The 19,779-nt window shown below is 41.1% G+C and carries 13 protein-coding genes and 1 tRNA gene; 8 read left to right on the top strand and 6 right to left on the bottom strand.

The genetic code is table 11. The annotated features are described in order from the left end of the window. Positions 1-5 precede the first annotated feature (5 nt). Both Q8N16_02540 and Q8N16_02535 read left to right on the top strand, forming a co-directional pair. On the top strand, positions 6-1,208 hold the full coding sequence (locus Q8N16_02540; protein MDP3093619.1) for a sigma-70 family RNA polymerase sigma factor: 1,203 nt from the start codon (positions 6-8) through the stop codon (positions 1,206-1,208). 117 nt (positions 1,209-1,325) lie between these two features. Further along, a tRNA-Asn gene (locus Q8N16_02535) sits at positions 1,326-1,400 on the top strand. On the opposite strand, the gene Q8N16_02530 is transcribed toward Q8N16_02535, so the two are convergent. From Q8N16_02530 to Q8N16_02505, 6 genes are all read right to left on the bottom strand, one after another. Further along, on the bottom strand, positions 1,386-2,999 hold the full coding sequence (locus Q8N16_02530) for a recombinase family protein (GenBank protein MDP3093618.1): 1,614 nt from the start codon (positions 2,997-2,999) through the stop codon (positions 1,386-1,388). The two genes, Q8N16_02535 and Q8N16_02530, sit on opposite strands and share 15 nt — an antisense overlap. A gap of 466 nt (positions 3,000-3,465) precedes the next feature. Then, complete coding sequence (locus tag Q8N16_02525) at positions 3,466-4,134, bottom strand: hypothetical protein (GenBank protein MDP3093617.1); 669 nt, start codon at positions 4,132-4,134, stop codon at positions 3,466-3,468. 132 nt (positions 4,135-4,266) lie between these two features. Next, on the bottom strand, positions 4,267-5,712 hold the full coding sequence (locus Q8N16_02520) for a hypothetical protein (protein MDP3093616.1): 1,446 nt from the start codon (positions 5,710-5,712) through the stop codon (positions 4,267-4,269). 181 nt (positions 5,713-5,893) lie between these two features. Next, on the bottom strand, positions 5,894-6,115 hold the full coding sequence (locus tag Q8N16_02515; GenBank protein ID MDP3093615.1) for a hypothetical protein: 222 nt from the start codon (positions 6,113-6,115) through the stop codon (positions 5,894-5,896). A 16-nt stretch (positions 6,116-6,131) separates the two neighbouring features. Further along, entirely contained in the window at positions 6,132-6,323 is a 192-nt protein-coding gene (locus Q8N16_02510; protein MDP3093614.1) for a hypothetical protein, read from the bottom strand. A 392-nt stretch (positions 6,324-6,715) separates the two neighbouring features. Next, complete coding sequence (locus Q8N16_02505; protein ID MDP3093613.1) at positions 6,716-7,687, bottom strand: hypothetical protein; 972 nt, start codon at positions 7,685-7,687, stop codon at positions 6,716-6,718. A 346-nt stretch (positions 7,688-8,033) separates the two neighbouring features. Here Q8N16_02505 and Q8N16_02500 point away from each other — a divergent pair, with 346 nt between their 5' ends. The 6 genes from Q8N16_02500 (at position 8,034) to Q8N16_02475 (ending at position 19,767) form a co-directional block, all read left to right on the top strand. Beyond that, a complete protein-coding gene (locus Q8N16_02500) occupies positions 8,034-16,199 on the top strand; it encodes a S8 family serine peptidase (protein ID MDP3093612.1) in 8,166 nt (2,721 codons plus the stop codon). 27 nt (positions 16,200-16,226) lie between these two features. Then, on the top strand, positions 16,227-18,002 hold the full coding sequence (locus tag Q8N16_02495; protein MDP3093611.1) for a DUF5011 domain-containing protein: 1,776 nt from the start codon (positions 16,227-16,229) through the stop codon (positions 18,000-18,002). Between the two features lie 4 nt (positions 18,003-18,006). Continuing rightward, complete coding sequence (locus Q8N16_02490; protein ID MDP3093610.1) at positions 18,007-18,783, top strand: hypothetical protein; 777 nt, start codon at positions 18,007-18,009, stop codon at positions 18,781-18,783. A gap of 39 nt (positions 18,784-18,822) precedes the next feature. Then, positions 18,823-19,077 (top strand): hypothetical protein, encoded by a 255-nt coding sequence (locus Q8N16_02485; GenBank protein MDP3093609.1) that lies wholly within the window; start codon positions 18,823-18,825, stop codon positions 19,075-19,077. A gap of 109 nt (positions 19,078-19,186) precedes the next feature. After that, positions 19,187-19,510 (top strand): hypothetical protein, encoded by a 324-nt coding sequence (locus Q8N16_02480; protein ID MDP3093608.1) that lies wholly within the window; start codon positions 19,187-19,189, stop codon positions 19,508-19,510. A gap of 11 nt (positions 19,511-19,521) precedes the next feature. Then, on the top strand, positions 19,522-19,767 hold the full coding sequence (locus Q8N16_02475) for an excalibur calcium-binding domain-containing protein (protein ID MDP3093607.1): 246 nt from the start codon (positions 19,522-19,524) through the stop codon (positions 19,765-19,767). Positions 19,768-19,779 lie beyond the last annotated feature (12 nt).

Here is a 19,779-nt window from a genome sequence, read left to right as displayed (position 1 = left end):
AAAACATGAGAAAGAAACATCGCCGGGCCATTATGGCCAAGAAAAAGCCAAAACGTTTTGAAAAAGCTAGGAAAGGGCCCAAAAAGCGCTTGTCCAAGGTAAAAAGGCGGAAGGCCAAAATAATAAAAGCGGTCGGGCTCGGCCGGCCGGCCAAGGTTTTTATCAAAGAGAAAGTCTCCGAGCTTCTGAACAAAGGCAAGGAAAGGGGCTTTGTCACTTATGACGAGATCCTCCATTACTTTCCCCGGGTGGAAATGGACGTTAAGGGGCTGGAAGCTTTTTATCAGGCTCTTCAGGACCAGGGCCTGGATTTGAAAGAATCCCAGGAGTTTCTGGATCTGGGAAAAGTCAAAGACAAAACAAAAAGGGTTTTTGAGGCCAAGCCCGATCCGATCCAGCTTTACCTGAAAGAGATCGGCAGAGTTTCTTTCTTGACTCCCGACGAGGAAAAGGAACTGGCCAAAAGGATCGAAAAAGGGGACGAGGAAGCAAAAAAAAGGCTGGCCCAGGCTAATTTAAGGCTGGTAGTTTCCATCGCCAAAAAGTACATCGGCCGGTCTCCGAATCTGACTTTTCTCGATCTAATTCAGGAAGGCAATCTCGGGTTATTCCGAGCAGTTGAGAAGTTTGACTGGAGAAAGGGCTATAAGTTCTCGACCTATGCCACCTGGTGGATCAGGCAGGCAATCACCCGGGCCTTGGCCGACCAGGCCAGAACCATCAGGATTCCGGTTCACATGGTCGAAACTATTTCCAAGTACGCCAAGGCGAAAAAGAGGCTTCTTCAAGACTTGGGCAGGGAGCCGATCGCAGAAGAGATTTCTGCCGAGATGGGCATTCCTTTGGGAAAAGTCTATCATTTGATGAAGATTTCTCAGGACACGATTTCCCTGGAGACTCCGGTCGGCGAGGATGATGAAGACAGCATTTTGGCGGAGTTCATCGAGGATCAAAAGGAAATCCCGCCCAACATTATGGCGGCCAGAACCTTATTAAGGGAAAGGCTGGAAAGCATTTTAGTTGATCTGACTCCGAGAGAGCAAAAGATCCTGGCGATGAGGTTTGGCCTAAAAGACGGGGTCAATCACACGCTTGAAGAGATCGGCAAGGAATTTGGAGTCACCAGAGAGAGGATCCGCCAGATTGAAGCCAAATCCTTAGAAAGAATCCGGGAGCACCGCAATTTAAAAAGGCTCAAAGGCTACTGATTTATAAGTATTTAGTATTTGGTATCTGGTATTTAGTATTGAGCAGGGCTTTTCAAAACCGCTGATTTGGATTACTGTATAAAAGAGATGGAAAGTTCTTTTGAGAATTAACAACATTCCGCAGTAGCTCAACGGTAGAGCGACTCCCTGTTAAGGAGTGGGTTGTAGGTTCGAATCCTACCTGCGGAGCCAACGTGCACGAACAGAGGCGAGAGCTTCTGTTTTTGCTTTATTTAAGGGCATTTTGTTCAGTTCTAACCCTATGTATTCCTTTTCCAACGCAGGATAATCATTATTAGTAGGTACGAACCACTCATTTGCTTCAATAAGGAGCTTTCCGCCGTTCATTATCGGCGTTTTTCCTAATGCCAATAAGATTTCTTTCTTCAGTTCTAACCCTTCTTTTCCTTTGGCTGTTATGAATGCTTTACGGGCGTAAGTAGCAAAGTTAAAAGTTTTTTCAGTAAGCTCCAACCATTTATCGGCCCGTGTCTCTGTTTCTCGCAAGTTTTCTTTAAGCTGGGAGATTCTACTTTGAAGTGTGTTTTTTTCTTTAATAAAAGTTTCGTCGTCAATAAGCTGGCGGTATCTCATTTTGGTAAGCTCATCCAGCTCCTTTTGTGTTTCCGTTAAGGTTTTGTGTTGCATTTCATAAATCTTTGATCTGTCTTCAATCTCGGTGTCATTTTTTTTGTTCAAACCTTCTAGCGCCCATTGTAAAAATTCCGGCAAAATAGTGTATTTTTCTATTTCTTTCTCAATAGATAACTCCAAATCATCAACCGAAATACTTTTTCTTTGATCGCACTTAATTTTTGTTGTTTTCCTTGTGCAATGATAATAGGTGTATTCTTTTATTTCACCAGTTTCTTTTATGAACTTTTTCTTTGTCTCGGCTGTATAAAGACAACCGCACACGCCACAACGAATTGAACCGGTAAAAGCAAACTCGTGATGTTTGGGTCTTGGTTTGCCCTTTCTGCCAAGAAGCATTTGTACTCGGTCATATTCTTCAAGTGTGATCATTTTATCGTGCTTGCCTTCATATTGAACCCCAGCATTTTCTATAATTCCGATATAAAATAAGCTCGTAAAGATTTTATAAATCCCACTTCGTGAAAGTGGACAGTCGCCGATCCGTTTGAACTTCCTTGTCCTAAAACCCCAATCATTGTTGGCAATATCCAAAATTTTGGGAGCAGTGTAGTTGCCGGTAAGCATTAAGTCCCACATTTTGCGGACAAGATTGAAACGCTCCGGATCTTTGATGATAATTTTATTTTCCTTGTCGTTGAGATAGCCGAGCGGCGCTATTCCTGTTTGCCACCCACTTTCCAATTTTCTCAACATTCCTCGTTTGGTGTTTTTGCTTAAATCCAAGACAAACTGATTTGCTGATCCGCTTTCTACGCTAAAAAGTAAAACGTTATCGTCGGGAAGATATTGTCTATCTATCGTTTGAAGCGATTTTAATGTGCCTTGTTGTAACAGCCATTGAAGTTTTCCGCTATCAATAGGGTTGCGAGAAAGGCGATTTATCTGCCAGCATAAAATACCTTCGGCTTCGCCGTTCTCAATCCTTTGTATCATTTCATCAAAAATTGGACGATTGTTTGGTTTTTTTGCCGACTTCGCCTCAATGTAAATTTTCTTAATATTTAAACCCAAATCTTGAGCTAATCTTTTTAGCCGGTCTGTCTGATCATCAATGGACTGCACCTGTCGATCTTCGCTCTCTGATGACTTTCTGGCGTAAAGAAAGTATTTAATTTTGTTGGTTTCTTGTTTCATAAAAACTTAAAGGGACGGCTACCGTTGCCTAATTACACTTTCCCGAAGGATTGCTTCATTAGAATAGCCGCCCCTTAAAGGCAACGAAGCAATAAAAAACTTCGGGTTTCATTGTAATATAGGCAACACCCTTATTATAAACCAAATCTAATAGTCAAGCAATTTTCCTTCAACCATTCCTTTATATCTTCTTTTTCTATATTCTAGATTCAAACATTTTCGACACCCGACATTCTTGGTTAATGGATGAACGTGCAAAACCCCCGATCGTTTACCGCACAAAGGACACTTAAACCAGAATCTAATGCCGTTATAACAAGTTTTAGAAGTAGTTAATTCTGTTTCTATTCCTGATATTTCTAATTCCGAAATCAAAATTAGCTCCTTCAATTTATTACGATAGACTTTCAAAAAATCTTCTATTCGTATTCTCCGGCATTCTTCAACCAAGTATTTTTTTCCTAAATCATTTGGGTTCAACGTTTTCATTTTGGTTTATATCCTGATTATTAGTCAGATTGACTTGCTGATTTTGAGACACGAATGCTGTTTTGGCTTTAATGTTTACCTCAATAAGCGGGGTCTTCATCTGATTAAGGACTGTTAAGGCTGTAATAAATTGTCTGCTGGCTCGGTCAATTTGCTTACTTATCATGGCGACATACCTAGTTTTGATGTCATTGATCGGCAGGCCAGGACCGCCTATATCATTATTTAACCTCCGTGAGTTATCAAGAATTCTGATGTAAGCATTGGTAATAATTCCAGCCAGTGCTTTTTCGGCGTACGTATTGCAATTGTAATCCTTTATTAAGTTGGTGCTGAATTCTTTCGCCAAACCCCGATATTCATGATTAAATGACTCCATAAGAACTACGTGAGTATCATTCTCTAGCGCTCTCATTATCTCCAAGGCCTTTGTACTTAATACTTCTCTTGCTTCTTTTTGCTCTTTTTCATTTCCGTGAAGGAACTTTGGTAAAGTATCACTACCTAACTCTTGAAGCATATAATGCAAATCTCCTTCCGCGTGGGCCATACTCAAGATCATGTTCTTAGCCTCTTCAGGCGTGTACTTATTTTGTATTGAGTTTTTCTTGCCAACTTCTAATTGTTTTTGTGATATTTCGGACATGATCTTTAGGGCTTGGTTTATAAACAACTCTACTACATCTTCTACATTATCGTTATTTTCCCGTTTAAATACGGAGTGTAGGTTTTGAGTGTAAGAGTTTTCTGGTGTAAGAAATCCTACACTGCCAATCTCTTACACTATATTTTCTACACCCTCCACTTCCTCTCTATTTGAGTTATTTTTCTCGCTTGGTGTAAGAAGTGTAGGTTCTGCTGCAAAATAGCGCTTGTAGATATTTTCAACCCTTTTTTTCTCGAAAAGATAATGAACCCCTTCTTTTGTTCTTGGTCTCTTCTCCGAAAAGAGATTAAAATTCTTGAGAGCCCATCCTACTTTTACGGCTCTTCGTATTGGGAGTTCACCAAATTGGAAAACATCCGGGTCCATATTCTCACCAATTTTTTTTGGAGAAAGTATTGTTTCTGTATCCCCATCTTGAAATCGACTTAGAATCCCTTTTATTACTTCTCTTTCAAACTCTGATGGTTCGTATTCAGAAAATTGATACTGCGAAAGAAAACGTCTCCTTGCCTCTTTTACCTCTTCTTCTCCTGCCTCAAGGCACTTCAGCATTGTCTCTAGGGGAAGCCATAACTCCAGCGTTCTACCAAACACCTCTGGATTAAGTTTGTATTGTGTCTTTAAAACTGAACATGTAGAGGAAGCTAATAGATGGTTTTCAATAAGGAACTTATAGATCCCGCCTCGTATCTCTTTCCAATTCTCATCTTCATTATCCGGGTCGGGAAAATTCTGAGCACTTCTTATAAGAGGAATAGTTAGAAATCTGTCTCGTAAATCTTCTGGGAGTTCCCGGATAGCCGCAAGGGCTTTCGGGCCATATGTTTCAAACTCCAACACCTCACGCTTATTTTTGTCGGGACTCATTATTCTTCTTTTGCCTCCCTTGCGCTTATATGAATCGGCAAGAATATCAAGAAGGTCCTCGTTTTTCTCCCGCCATAAAGAGTCTGCCTGGTCAATCAGATAGGTCCCCCGAAGCGAATCAACTGTATCACCAAGAGCGGGTAAACTTGGGCGTGCCTTTATCGCATTAAAGCAAAGTTGCTCCAGGAGGTTGAGAAATTGCGTCTTACCAGATCCTTTAGGTCCCTTGGGGAGAAGAAAGGGGTAGGCAGGGAATATGGGGAAGAAATAAGTACCGATAATCCAAGCGATAACAAGAGAGTAATCAATTTCTTTTTCAAGCTCAACGTATTTCTTTACTAGAATCTTAGTTTTTTCAAATAATTCCTTTGGCGTTGGTGTAATCCCTGTTTTTCCGCTTGAATAATCTTTTACAAATTCGTTCAACGCCTTCAATCCCCACCTTTCCTCAACTCTCATAAGTGTTTTGCCTTTTATTTCAAAGAAATATCGCTTGCCATCAATCTCGCACGAGTCTTCCCGCTCTACTCTAATGGTATCGTGTTTGACTACGAAAAATATATTTTCGTCTTTCCCTGTTTTGTTTTTGTAACGAAAACCAAGGATCAGAATACCATCTTTAATATCAAATGAGGGGTGGAGCATTTCCCCATCAAATCCCTCTACTGTATTTACATTTTGATTTTTCATATTAGTGCCTCCGGTCTCTGATTAGGGCCCTCGGCGGGAGGCACTATAGCACTTTCGCCAAGAACCCAAATCAGAAACAAAATTATTTTTTTAACGAATGATCTTTCTCCTTAAAAAGTCAGGCTAAGTAGTTGGAGGTAATTACACTTACACATCTTGTTTATAGGGGTTAAATGCCCTCTTAACTCATCTGGTGCGATTCTGACGCAAGGTTCTGGCTGACATACCACGTCATATCCTTTTCTTCCTCCGCAAGCTCAATTCCTTTCCTCCGACCCATAAGGAAAAGAGAAATTCTAACAGACGCTTTTTTCTCTGCCGGATTCATCTTCCCGAACCATTCTTCTACTGCTTGGATGATCCGATCTTGTCGCTGACTTGGCTTTCTTGGAAGTCTTCTCATGTAGGTTTTGTTAATTTTATAATTTGCCGGTTTTTTGGCGGTGTTTCCGTAATTGCTGGTATTCCGCCTCGGTCATTGGTTTGTAAATCAGTTCCACCAGACGAAGTAATTTTGTTCCGTTCTCAAGCGCTTCTTCACGGCTAATCACACGATTAAATCGTTTTTTAACAAGCTCTTGATATTTGGTTATCATTTCGTCTGAAGGCATGCTTATGTGTGATAAATTCTTGTTTTAATTTCCCTCAAAAAACCGAAAAAACTCAAAGGTTCAACCTTGAGCTGGTGCGTAAAATACAACTGTAATATCTCGTCCAATTGTTCGTTCCTACGAACGAGAAAAATTGCTCTCGGTTCGTTTCTATTTATTGCCTCTATTTGATAACCATAACAACAAAGTGCCGAGCACAATGCTATATCTGATGATTTGAAGTAATCTTTCTCTTGTAATATTTCTGTCATAGTAATTTGTTGTTAAGTTAATTTGTTGTCACGACCTTGCTGCTCTGGCAAAATAAAAAAGCCAAAGCGTATTCTGCTTTGACTTTAGATTATCAAATGGGGCTTATCCAACCGTCACATAAAACGTCACTCGATAAATCGTCAAGGTTGAGAGAGTTTGCTCCTGTATCTTCTCATGCGTAGTAATTTATTATGATGAACGCAACAACCTTCTGCGTCTTTTCGATCAGCTACAAAATATTTGTGGCAGTATTCACACTTTTTGGCCAGAGTAAAGTTGCTGACTAAATACTCAAAGAGGATAGAAATAGGTGGTTTATAGTTCAAGTATAAATCCTTGGCCCGTTCTTCTTCACTAGTTATTACGGGCAGCTTATTACTAAAATAATCTTTTATGATATTTTCTTGGAACATTCTCACGGGCCAATATCCATTGAGTTTCTTTTTTGTTTTCGAATAAGGTATGGTCCTATCCTGTTTTATCAAATTCTTTAGAAGCATGAATTTTCCCCAAATAGAACTAAATCCTAAAAAATAATTGTTTACTATTCCCTCATCGGGATCATCACCAAAGTCTCCATTGACGTCGTGTGGGATAAAATCAACGCCGTATTTTTGAACAAACCATATAATCCTGTTTATTTGTATCGGTGGAATATTTTCTTTGCCACTTAAGCGATTGCTTGTCCCATCCTTATTGAGTAAGTCTAGGTTGGTAAAATCAAAAAAGAGTACGGGAAGATTAAAATAGTTTCTTTTCTTGGTTAAAGTATAAACATAAAGATTTTTGTTGTGACGAGTTAATGGATATTTAACCCCTGCTTCTTTATCGTCTCCTAATAAAAAATCATATTTATGGAGAATTCGAGAATCGTTTTTGATCTCCACTATATTTTTATATGTAAAATAAGGGAACTTAATCTTGCTTATAGTGCCATCATTATCATAAAGCCAGTCCATAACCGCCTTCCTGTGTTTTTCTACTGTCCAATCGTCTACCCTAAATAATTTATAGTGAGTTGCTCGGAAAATAGTCAGAATATGTTTATTTACCCTAGGAAAATCCGGGGGAATATTTGAATTGTAGTAATTGATAAAATCTGTAATTTTCATTGTAATTTCCTTCTTTTTACCACTTTTTAAGTCATTTTTCAACCCTTATTTCAGCCTTGCCCTTTCCTTAAAATAGGACTAATCTGAAATCGACAACTGAATATATCGCCTAAACCCATATTCAACTATAGGCATGGCGTAAAACCTTTCACAGTATTAAGCTCCTAGTCAGAGCACTGTGAAAGGTCGTATACTGAAAGGTGTACGGGTCTCGCAAGAGATCGCTGGCTAGGAGCTTTATGTTTCCTGCCAACGAAAAATGAAGGGTTGACAATCTTGTGAAAATGATGTATTACTAAAAATCAAGGTTTACCTATTTTGTCGTAGATTATCAGCGATTATTACTATGAAAAAATTTAAAAAGCTTAGTTCGTTTCTTTCGGTCTGTTTAACTATTTTTGTTATTCTAGGCAACTTTAATTTGCCCGTTTTAGCTGTTGAAAAGAATGATGTTAACTTTGAGCGGGTCAGGACCGAAACTCCACTTGATAGTGGCGGAACGGCTTTTAATAAAATAAGCTTTTCACCCAAAGAGGTTAAAAGTTTATCTTCGGACTTGTCGATAACCAAAAAAGAAAAGATTGGGTTAGAAAAGTCTCAACAAGCAGAAGGAAAGAAAAAAGATTATGTAGAAGGTGAGATTTTAGTAAAGTATAAAAATAATAAGATTAATTTGAATACTTCTTTTGGTAGGGCCGCAGCTTTGAATTTTATTCGTTCTAAATCGTTGGAGAAAAAAGAAGATTTAAGAAAGATAAATGTCTCAGTTTTAAGAATTAAGGATGCTAAAACAGTTGAGCAGAAAATAGCCGAGTTAAAAAACGATCCTAACGTTGAGTATGCTCAACCGAATTTTCAATATTATCCTGCAGATATTAACACGAACGATACAAGCAGGGTCATTCTATGGGGATTAGATAATACAGGCCAGACAGTAGGTGGGACATATCCTGTTCATACTGGATTAGCTGACGCTGATATTGATGCGCCCGAGGCTTGGACAATAAATGAAGGCATAAATGCTTCTGTTATAGTGGCTGTGATTGATAGCGGTATTGCTTATAATCATCCTGATTTGGCTGCGAATATGTGGGATGGGACAAGCTGTAAAGATGAAAATGGCATTACTATAGCAGGAGGTTGTAACCACGGTTATGACTATGAAGATGGCGACAATACGCCGTTGCCCACTACCTCGTCTCACGGCACTCATATCGCTGGAACGATAGCTGCGGCCAAAAATAACAGCAAAGGCATTATCGGAGTAGCTCCAAATACAAAGATAATGGCATTAAAATCTTCTCTTACTACTACTGATAACGTAAAAAGTATAAATTTCGCCAGACAAAACGGAGCCAAGATTATAAATGCGAGTTGGTTGTGTTATGGTTCTGACCAAGGCGGAACTCACGCCGTGTGTGGAGGAAGTGGTGATTATAGAGATTCGGCTATGATGAGTGCAATCGAATCTTTCCCTGGGTTATTTATTACAGCTGCTGGAAACGGTGATGGAGATACTGATGATGGTGGAGACAACCATGACAATGGTCAAACTTTGCATTCTTATCCGTGTGACCATATGGCTAATAACATTATTTGCGTTGCCGCTACGGATCAAAACGATGCCTTGACTACATTTTCAGATTATGGTGCAACTTCTGTTGATGTTGGTGCTCCGGGGACGAATATTTATAGTACTGTTCCCCAAGAAACAACCGTCTTATTTGAAAACTTTGAAGGAGTAACGCCACCCGCCGTGCCAGCCTATCTTTTGCCTACTGGAGATTGGGGAACATATCCGTTAGATAGCGGTACTGTTTGGGGCAAAGTATTATATGGTGATGTAAAGAACATACCCTATGCACGGACAGCTAATTCTACCATTACCTCGCCAGCATATAATTTAAGTGCGGGTGGGGCGAATATAGATTTTTGGACCAGATGCGATACAGAATATAGTATAACCAGTTGGACTGACTATATGGCGTTGGAATTTAGTAATGATGGTGGAAGCACTTTTACTGAGATGTTAAAGTGGAACGAGCCTTCGATAGATTCGAATACGAACCCTTCTGGCAGTGCAGCATATCATTTTGAAAACTTGAGTATTCCAAGTCAATATTCAACTAGCAATTTTAAATTTAGATTCAGATGGGTAGCAAATGGGAACGCGGATACTGGCAACGGAGATGGTTGTTCGGTTGATGACATAAGAATTACCAAATATAGCGATGGTTCAGATGAGCAGTACGGTTATCTGAATGGTACTTCCATGGCTGCGCCACATGTTGCAGGTCTCGCGGCGTTGATAGGAGGATATAACCCTGGTCTCACATCATCACAAGTAAAAAATACAATTTTAACAACGGGCGACAGTTTAACGTCTTTATCTGGTAAAACCGTAACAGGTAAAAGAATCAATGCGCAAAAAGCCCTCCAAGCCGCTAACCCCGCCAAAGCAATCACTGCTTTTAGTTTCGCCACCCCAGCAACCACGGGTGTCATTAACGAAGCTGATCATACAATCGCAATCACCGTTCCATTCGGAACCAATGTCACTGCCCTTGTCCCAATAATCACAATTACAGGAGCTTCAGTAAGTCCGATTTCCGGCGCAGCTCAAGATTTCACGAGTCCAGTAACTTATACCGTTACTGCTGCTGATTCTTCTACCCAAGCTTATGTTGTGACTGTTACCGTTGCCGCTAATACCGTCTCTGGCAATATAACCGAAGATACGACTTGGACACTGGCCAATAGTCCTTATATTGTTACGGGCACCGTTCAAGTTTTAGAAGGGGCCACACTAACTATTGAGCCTGGGGTTACTGTAAAATTTAACACAAATACTGGTTTAAATATTGGCGGTGAATTAATTGCTTCAGGAACTATCGATAATATTATTATTTTTACTTCCAATTTATCAACACCAAAAGCGGGAGATTGGATTGGAATAAAGTTTTTTAACACCGCAACTGATGCCATTTTTGACGCAGACAACAACTATGTTGAAGGAAGTATTTTTAGATATTGCAATATAAATTATTCTGGGTATTCTGGTTCTTCACCCTGGGCTATCTATTCTGATAGCACATCTTTATTTATAGATAATAATATTATTGAAGATAACTATTATAAGGCTGTGTATATACTTGGTGCTCGTAGTAAGATAACAAATAATATAATAAAGAATAACTATTTAGCTTTTCCTGGGGATTGCGGTAATGGCATAGTAGAAATATATTCAAGTCAGAATATTGTAAAAGACAATACTATTACCAATAACGGAATAAATGGTTTTATAATATCTAATTCAAATAATAATATAGTGCAGAACAACTCATTTACGTATAATGCTTGCGGGATCAAATTATATGGAGCAAACAACATAATAAAAAACAATATTATGTCTCATAATAGTTTTGCAGGTATTGATTATTATGGAGGATCCGGTTCCGGCAATATTATTGAAGAAAACGATATAATAAATAATAATAATGTTGGGATATATATATATAAATATAATAGTTATGGTCTGGTTGACATATCGAACAATAATATCTATGGAAACACGAATTATAATTTAAGGATGGATGATAGTTCTGCCAATATTGATGCAATTAATAATTATTGGGGTATAACGGATAATGTATCAATATCAAATAAAATATATGATTATTATGATGATATTTCTTTGGGCAAAGTTATTTACGAACCATTTGCAACTGCTGAACTTGATTTTGACGATCAGACAGCACCAACATTGGCCGAAGTCACGTCTGTCTCAACTCCGACCAATGACAATACTCCTGATTATACGTTCAGTTCAGATGAAGCAGGGACTATTACTTATGATGGTTCCTGTTCCAGTTCAATTATCACAGCTATAGCAGGCAACAACACAATCAGTTTTAATGAATTAGATGATGATCTATATAGTGACTGCACAATAACCGTTACTGATACAGCTAGTAATGAAAGCGTACCATTAAATGTTTCAGCTTTTACAATTGACACAACCCCGCCAGAGATCAACCTAGACGGCGATGAAACAATAAACCTTACTGTGGGTGATTCTTACGATGAACTGGGGGCGACAGCCATTGATGACATTGAAGGCGACTTAACAAATTCTATTATTATTGGAGGTAACACCGTAGACACCAGCACTCCAGGAACTTACATCATAACTTACAATGTTTCAGATGCTGCTGGCAATCCGGCAGAAGAAATAACCAGAACAGTTAATGTAATCGCTAATCCCGACATTGCTGCCGTAGCCGCTGATAAAGCAGCATTAGTAGATGATTCCATCAAAGGAGCAAATCCTGATTTATCAAGTATTACAGTAGCCCTTACGAACCCGTTGCCATCACTTGGAGCTAGTGGGTCAACAATCTCTTGGTTATCAAGCAATCCAACCGTTGTTTCAAACGATGGACAAACAATCAGCAGGCCGGCTTTTGCAAGCGGAAATGCAGTCGTAACTCTAACAGCCGCTCTAGCCAAAGGCGTCGTATCTGATACAAAATCATTTTCATTAACAGTATTAAAATTGCCAGCAAGTACAGTAGCGACAATAAACTCTGCAACTTATACAGTAAGCTTAGGCGGAACAGCCACTGAAACTATTACCAATGTATCGTTTGGAACGACCAAAGCTACTTTCTTAGCTACTCTAATCAAAGGCGAGATTCATCAAACGTGGATTGATGCGGGCATAGCCGATACGGTAGTAACCGGCAACACATTAGTGGTCACGGCCCAAGACGGAACAACGGTAATCACTTATACAGTGACTGTAAATGCGGATATTCCCCAAGCACCGTATCAAGTTATCAATTTAGAGCCGGGATGGAATATCGTCTCAACCCCAAGGGTTTTGTCGAGTCATGAATTCTCTGTTGCTGAGACTTCAGACAACCTTGGTATTTATTTATTAAACCCCAATTCCGTTTCTGGCTGGCAGACAATGCAGGAAGCCGGTCAAAGCGAATTCCAACCCCTCTTTGCTTATTTTATTAATAATAAAACCAATCAAGTCCAGATCCTGAAACTGAAATATGATTTTAATCTATCGCCAGGACAAAGATTATTTCAAAGGATTCTCAATGGCGGGTGGAACGCCATTGGCGTAGCTTCTCCTGATTACGCTTTACAAAAAGGCGCTGCAAATATTGATACTAATAATATTAGTAAAATTTTTAGTTCTGTTGTTGATTCAGTCTCGCAAGTAATTGATTTTACTGCCGATCAATCAAGCCTGGATTCTGTAAAGATTGGAGATACCTGGAGCGTAAAAGTAGCTTCGGAAGCTGATAATTTAAATGATTTTAGAGAACTAAAGGGTTACGGCGTTTTTGTTACAGAAACAACCGATGATTATCACGGTTCACAAAACATAAACGATGGTTTTAAATTCTCAACCAGTGGCACTAATCCTAGTACGATAAATGCGGGTCCCGAGAACCAAACATTATTTAATTTTCAAGTCGATTCTCTATACGATGTCAATACCAACTCATTAACATTTTTGCATGACGGAACGGGAGATAAAAACAACATTAGCAACTTTAGATTATACGATACGGACAGCAATGCTTTATTAGGATCAGCGGCTTCCATCAACGAGAACAATAAAATCATTTTTTCGAACTTGATAACAAACCTTTCCTCAGGAGCCAAAAGAATAAAATTAGTGGCTGATGTCAATTCCACGGCCGTTGGAGGAAGAACTCATAAATTTACATTAGAAAATGCAACCCTAAACCACGATATCATTATAACTGGCTTACCAATTAGCAATACATTAACTGTTAATGCCATTACTGCAGCCGGAACTTTAAATATTGCTTTGGACTCTGCTACTAACCCGGCAGTCCAGAGTTATGTCTTGGGGACAACCAGCCGTTTGATTGCAGCTTTCAAATTCTCTACTGGTTCAACAGAAGGCGTAAGAGTGACTGAATTGACTCTTACCCAGGCAAGCACTAACGGAACCGCGACTGATATTTCCAATATCAACTTATACGATGGTTCAACCCTGATTGCTTCAGGATCTATGGTTGGTTCAACCGTAAAATTCGGTTCAAACACCATTGGCTGGGATTCAAGCGGTGGCTTGTTTGATATGGCGGCTTCTACCAACAAAGTGATTTCAGCCAAAGCTGACATTCCGTCAGGGGCAACCGCTGGAGCCAGCCGAATTGGCTTGAAAGTCAATGCCGCAGCTGATCTGAAAGCAGATGGCCTTACTTCTCAGTATGATTTACCGTCTGGTTCAGTGACTCTCGGCAGCCCGACGCCAACTGGCAACGGTCACACTATCGTAGGTTATGGAACTTTAGCAGTTTCTTTGGCGTCAACCACGCCGGCAGCTCAAACCTATATTAAAGGCGCGATCGCTAAAGTGTTCACGAAAATCAACTTTACTGCTGGCACGGGCGAAGATATTTTGATCTCCGCCGTGACCGTCAAGTCTTACGCCGCTTCGGGCACGAGCACAGCCACGGCTTCGGGCGACGTTACCAATGTCAAGCTGTTAAAGGAAGACGGCACTCAATTCGGTTCAACTGTCGCTGCTCCCAGCACAACCGAGTCGTTCTCGGGCAGCTTAACCGTGTCGGCCGGCAATACCGCCACCTTAACCGTGGTGGCCGATATTCCGACGACAACGGCTCTGGGCACTAACGGTGTCCACTTTGACGTAGCGGCAGCGACTGTGACTACGGACATCACTTCTACCGGCGTTTATTCCACAGCTGATATTACCGAAACCGGTTCGGCTCTCGGCAATCTGATGGTCGTGGGTACGGGCAGTTTGACTGTTTCCATCGCTTCCAGCCCGGCTGATCAGACGGCCATTCTTAACGCTACTGGCGTAACCTATGCTGGTTTCGTTTTGACGGCCGGCTCGGCCGAAGATATCCGGGTTAGCTCGATCAAGCTGACGAGAACGTCTTCGGGCACGGGTGCGGACGCGGATCTGTCCAACCTCGCCCTTTATTATGACTCGGCAGGCACCAGACTGACCGCTTACAAGTCCTTGAGTTCAGCCACGGTTACTTTCTCGGCTTCGGACTTCCTGAACTCCCTGGGCATTGACATTGCCAAGGGTCAACAGGTGGTCATTTACGCGAAAGCGGATGTGCCTTCCACCGCTACCAGCGGGCATATTAATGCCTTAGGTATCGACGTGGCCGGCAGTGTGACCGTGACTGGATTGACTTCAAATACCAACCCGACCGCGACTCTTAGCCCAACGACTGGCGTTAACTACGCTGTTACTGGTGCTGGAGAATACGAGGTGACTCTGACGACAGCCGGATCATTGACTTTAACAACCAATCCTGACACTCCGATCATTGCCACTCAGGCAGTCGGAGCCGAAGGACAGGGCAAGACTGCGGTAAACTTCACTAAACTCTTGTTTACGGCTGTTTACGAAGCAGTTGATATAAAGTCAATCATAGTTATTAGGTCAGGCGGTGCAGACGGAGACTTTTCCGCTGTCAAGATTTACGACGGGACAACCCAGGTCGATTCAACCGGATACCTTTCCGGCGGCACAGTCACATTCAATTTCCTTCCAGGAGCTTATGTGAGAGTGCCTAAGAACGCGACCAAGGTTTTGACTCTTGTTGGAAACTTGGCAGGCATTGGATCTACTAGCGGCGCTTCAAGCGGAGACGCTCCAAAGCTCTGCGTTGATTCAGACGGAACCACGAACTACTACATCACGGCTGAAGGAGCCGAGTCCAAGGGCTCTATCAGCGTTGCCGGCGGAACAGACCTTTGCGGCAGCGAGCAGATCTTTAGACAATCAGTTCCTACTTTAGCTGCTTCTTCTCTGCCTTCAACTCTGTTGAGTTCTGGCACAAAGACGCTCTACAAGTGGACTGTTTCTGCTGACGCAATCGGCAATATCGGCTGGAAAGCAATGATGTTCCACTTCTCTGGTTCCATTCACACTGACGCTACTACTGTTAGGACTATCGGTACGGATGACACAACCACGCCAGTTTACGATGGCATATACATGATTGTTGCTGGTGCTGCCACCAATCCTGACACCAAACTGATTGATGAATCTTCAATGAAGGTTTACAATTCAGCGACCAACACTCAAGTTGCCGGAGCCTGGCACTTCAGGACCGATACTGATGCCAATGGCGGAACTTACGCTGTTTTTGTCGCTACCAACGAAGAAGTGATAGCCTACGGAACAACCAACACCTATGAATTAAGAGGTGATCTGGCTTACGGCGGCTACACTGGTGACGCGGTTCTAGTAAGAGTGCCTGATTTGGCTTCATCGGTGGCAACTACCACCTATCTTCTAGCCTTCGGTACTGCCAACGCTGCGGACAGCGGCACTACAGGTACAACCGTTACCAAGTCATTTGCCTGGTCTGACAGATCAGCTGCCAGCCACGCGGTGACAACTTCTGACTGGTCAGACGACTACAAAGTTCCGAGCTTCCCGCTCTCAACTTTGACGCTCAGTAAGTAGCTCTCTAATCCATTGGGATTTATAGATATGAAATTAAAACTAATAAAATTATCAATTCTTGCATTAGGATTTTGGTTGTTACCAACCTTATCTTTGGCTGAGACCAGTTTTCCATCTTTTCCGATGGCTTTTTGGGGTGATGTCACTTTAAATAATCTTCCCTTGCCCGCCGGAACTGAAATTAGGGCTTATTGCGGTAACAATCTAATTGGAGAGATAACTATGATAGAGAGTGGGACATATGGTTACAATGAAGCCACAAAAAATAAATTATTAGTATCAAATTGTGACGGCGATATTCTTTTTAAATACTTGCTTTCGGGGGCTAGCGAGGCCTTGGCTGGTAGTCCGGAAATTAAATACGCTAATTTCGTATCAGGGGCTATCGTTCAAAAAGATTTGAGTTTTATTACCGTTCAGCCTGACGTTACACCTCCGGTCATTACTCTTCAGGGAATGAGCGTCATGGATATATACGTAGGATCAATATATGTTGATGCCGGAGCAACTGCTTTGGACAATGTTAACGGAAATATTACCTCGAATATCGTTATTCTAAATCCAGTCAACTCAACAACTATTGGAGCCTACGCAATTACTTACAATGTTTCAGATGCAGCGGGAAATCATGCTGTTCAGGTTGCCAGAACAGTTAATGTACTGCCTGTTTCCAGTTCTGCGCAATTACTCGGCGAGAATATAATTGTTAGCACAAACGCCCCAGAGATTTTAGTAGGCGACAATAATACCTCTAGTTCTGTTATTACAATTCCCGAAAGCGTGACCAACGCAACGATTAACGTAAACGCGCTTACAACGAGTACCGCGACTAGCGTAACGGCGATTATTCAAAGTGCAATTATCATTAACGCCTCTACAACTATCGGACCCGTGAAGGTAGAAATTCCGGCTGGCATCCAAGTAGTGGCTGGTACTTCAACTTGGAATGGAATCATTAACGTCCCGCAGGTTAAACCAAATTCTATGGTTACAGTTACGCCGGATAGTGGGAATACTGCCACCGTCTCCTCGGTTATAGAAATTGGATACGGCGATACTAAATTAACTTTCAATAAAGCCGTGCGGCTTGTTTTTTCCGGTCAGGCGAGCAAGGAAATTGGTTATTCAAGGGGCGGCGTTTTCACAAAAATAAATACAGTTTGCTCTGCGAATACGCAAGCCGCAGGCGATGCTCTGCCCGCCGAGGGAGACTGTAAAATTAGTATTAGTTCTGACTTGATCGTTTGGACCAAGCATTTCACAAGCTTCGTAACTTATACGCAGGCCGTGGTTCCATCTGGCGGCGGCGGTGGCGGTGGTGGCGGTGGTGGCGGTGGTGGAGGAGGAGGCGACTATACTGCTCCGACAATTAGTAATATAAGCGCAGCAAAAGGCGCAAATGAGGCAAGGATTACATGGACTACAAATGAACCCTCTATTTCTTGGATAGTTTACGGTATATCCACAAGCTACGGTTTAGAGGCAAAGACGACAACTTACAATACCTCTCACTCCCTAGTTTTGAGTAATCTTTCTCCCGATACTGTTTATCACTATTCAGTTAAATCAAAAGACAGTACTGGAAACATAGGTTCCTATACTGATAAAAGCTTTACTACGGCAAAAGAAGGTGGCATAAGCGGTATTGGCGATATGAACAATGATGGTAAAGTAAACAAATACGATTTCTCTTTAATGATGGCTAATTGGGGTAAAACAGGAACAAACATTTCTGATTTGAATAATAATGGTAAAGTCGATAAATATGATTTCGCTTTATTAATGTTAAATTGGAGCATATAAAAACATGAAAAACACTAAAACAAAATTTATATTATCAGCAATTATCTTTTTATCGATTGCTGGTTTTGTCGGAATAGTAGTTGCCGCGAGTTCTTCTCTATATGTCTCCCCAGCAAGTTTAACCAAAACCGCCGGGGATACTTTTAGCGTGTCCGTAGGAGTTGATGCTTCGGGAAGTAAGGTTTGCGCAGTTGAGGGTACATTAGTTTTTAACAATCTAACTTGCCAAAGCATAACTGTGGCAAGCGATGTCACCCCACAATCTTTGCCTACTTGTTCAAATCCTTACTTCTTACTTGGCGTGCCAAGTTGTACAACGGCAAACAAGGTATTGTTTACAGTGTCAGCCAGGGCAGGAAATGCCGGTACAGCCTCTATTAGCTTTACGGGCGTTGATATCATAGGTGAGGGTGTATCAGTCGGCTCAGTTTCAACAAGCGGAAACTACACGATTAATGCTGTTTCAACACCAATGCTTACTTCAACACCAACACCAACGCCCACGTCCACACCTGCATCTGTATTAACCCTAAAACCAACGCCAACGCCCACATCCATATCAACTCCGACACCAGAAATAACAACTTCAGAAACAGAACAACAACCGACGGAAATTCCCGCCGAGGTTCCTGCCGTTGAGAGTCCGAATCTTTTCCTCGCCGCTGTCAGTAGTTTTATAACACTTGGGACAGGAAATAATATTATTGGCATAATTGTTATACTTGCAATCGGTTTGATTATTTATTTGGCTTATTCCTATTTTGCGAAAAAGAAAAAATAGGGCGAAACAGTCTACATTTAAAAATTAACAATACACAATATGAAAAAATACATTATCGGAGGTTTATTTTCGTTAGCGATTTTATTAGGAGGACTCTCCTTTTTTGCAAGTACCGCAGAAGCGGCTCGTGTAAGAGGTTACTATAAGCCTAGCACGGGAACTTATGTTCAGCCTTATTACCGCTCAAGTCCCAACAGCACCAGATGGGATAATTACTCAACACAAGGCAATTACAACCCTTATACGGGAAAAAGAGGGTCTACAAGTCCATATAAAAGCTACAGAGGATGGTAATATACCTCTCTTAAGAGTGTTACTCCAACAAAGAACTCCCAATGCGGGAGTTTTTGTTTCTAAACAATAGTGAGTAGCGGGGTAGGGTAAATTAGGCTAAGATAAATTTATGAGAGAAAAAACTAAGAAAATCTTGATTCTTACGATAATTATCGGGGGGTTGCTTGTTCTCTACACTCCTACTCTTGCTCATCCGGGGAATACAGCCTCGGACGGTTGTCATTATTGTAGAACTAATTGTGATTATTGGGGGGTTGCTTGGAATCAAAGACATTGTCATGGTGGAAGCGATGATTCTATTGATAATTCTGGTATAAATTCAAATAAAGGTAATGATTACATCGATAGCCCTAATAAAGACTCAAGTAGTAATTTTAACTGGTGGATAGTAATTGGGATAGGATTTGTATGTTACATTATTTATAAAAAATAACCTTAATTCACATGACAAAGAAAACTAAAATAATTTTGGGGTGTGGAATATTTGCTGTGATTGTGATATTTGTCGGATACCTAATTTCCAGAAACTCAAAACCTTCTTATAACACCGAATACGGTGATTATGATTGTTCGGATTTCTCTACGCAGGAGGAAGCCCAGGCGTTTTTCATTAAGAACGGGGGGCCGAATAAGGATTATCATAACCTAGATAAGAATAAGGATGGTGTTGCGTGCGAGTCTCTGCCTTAAAACTTAAATCTA

The sequence above is a fragment of the bacterium genome, from assembly GCA_030693425.1.
Taxonomy (GTDB): Bacteria; Patescibacteriota; Minisyncoccia; order Minisyncoccales; family GWA2-46-15; genus GWA2-46-15.
This window is presented reverse-complemented; position numbering and strand designations above follow the sequence as displayed.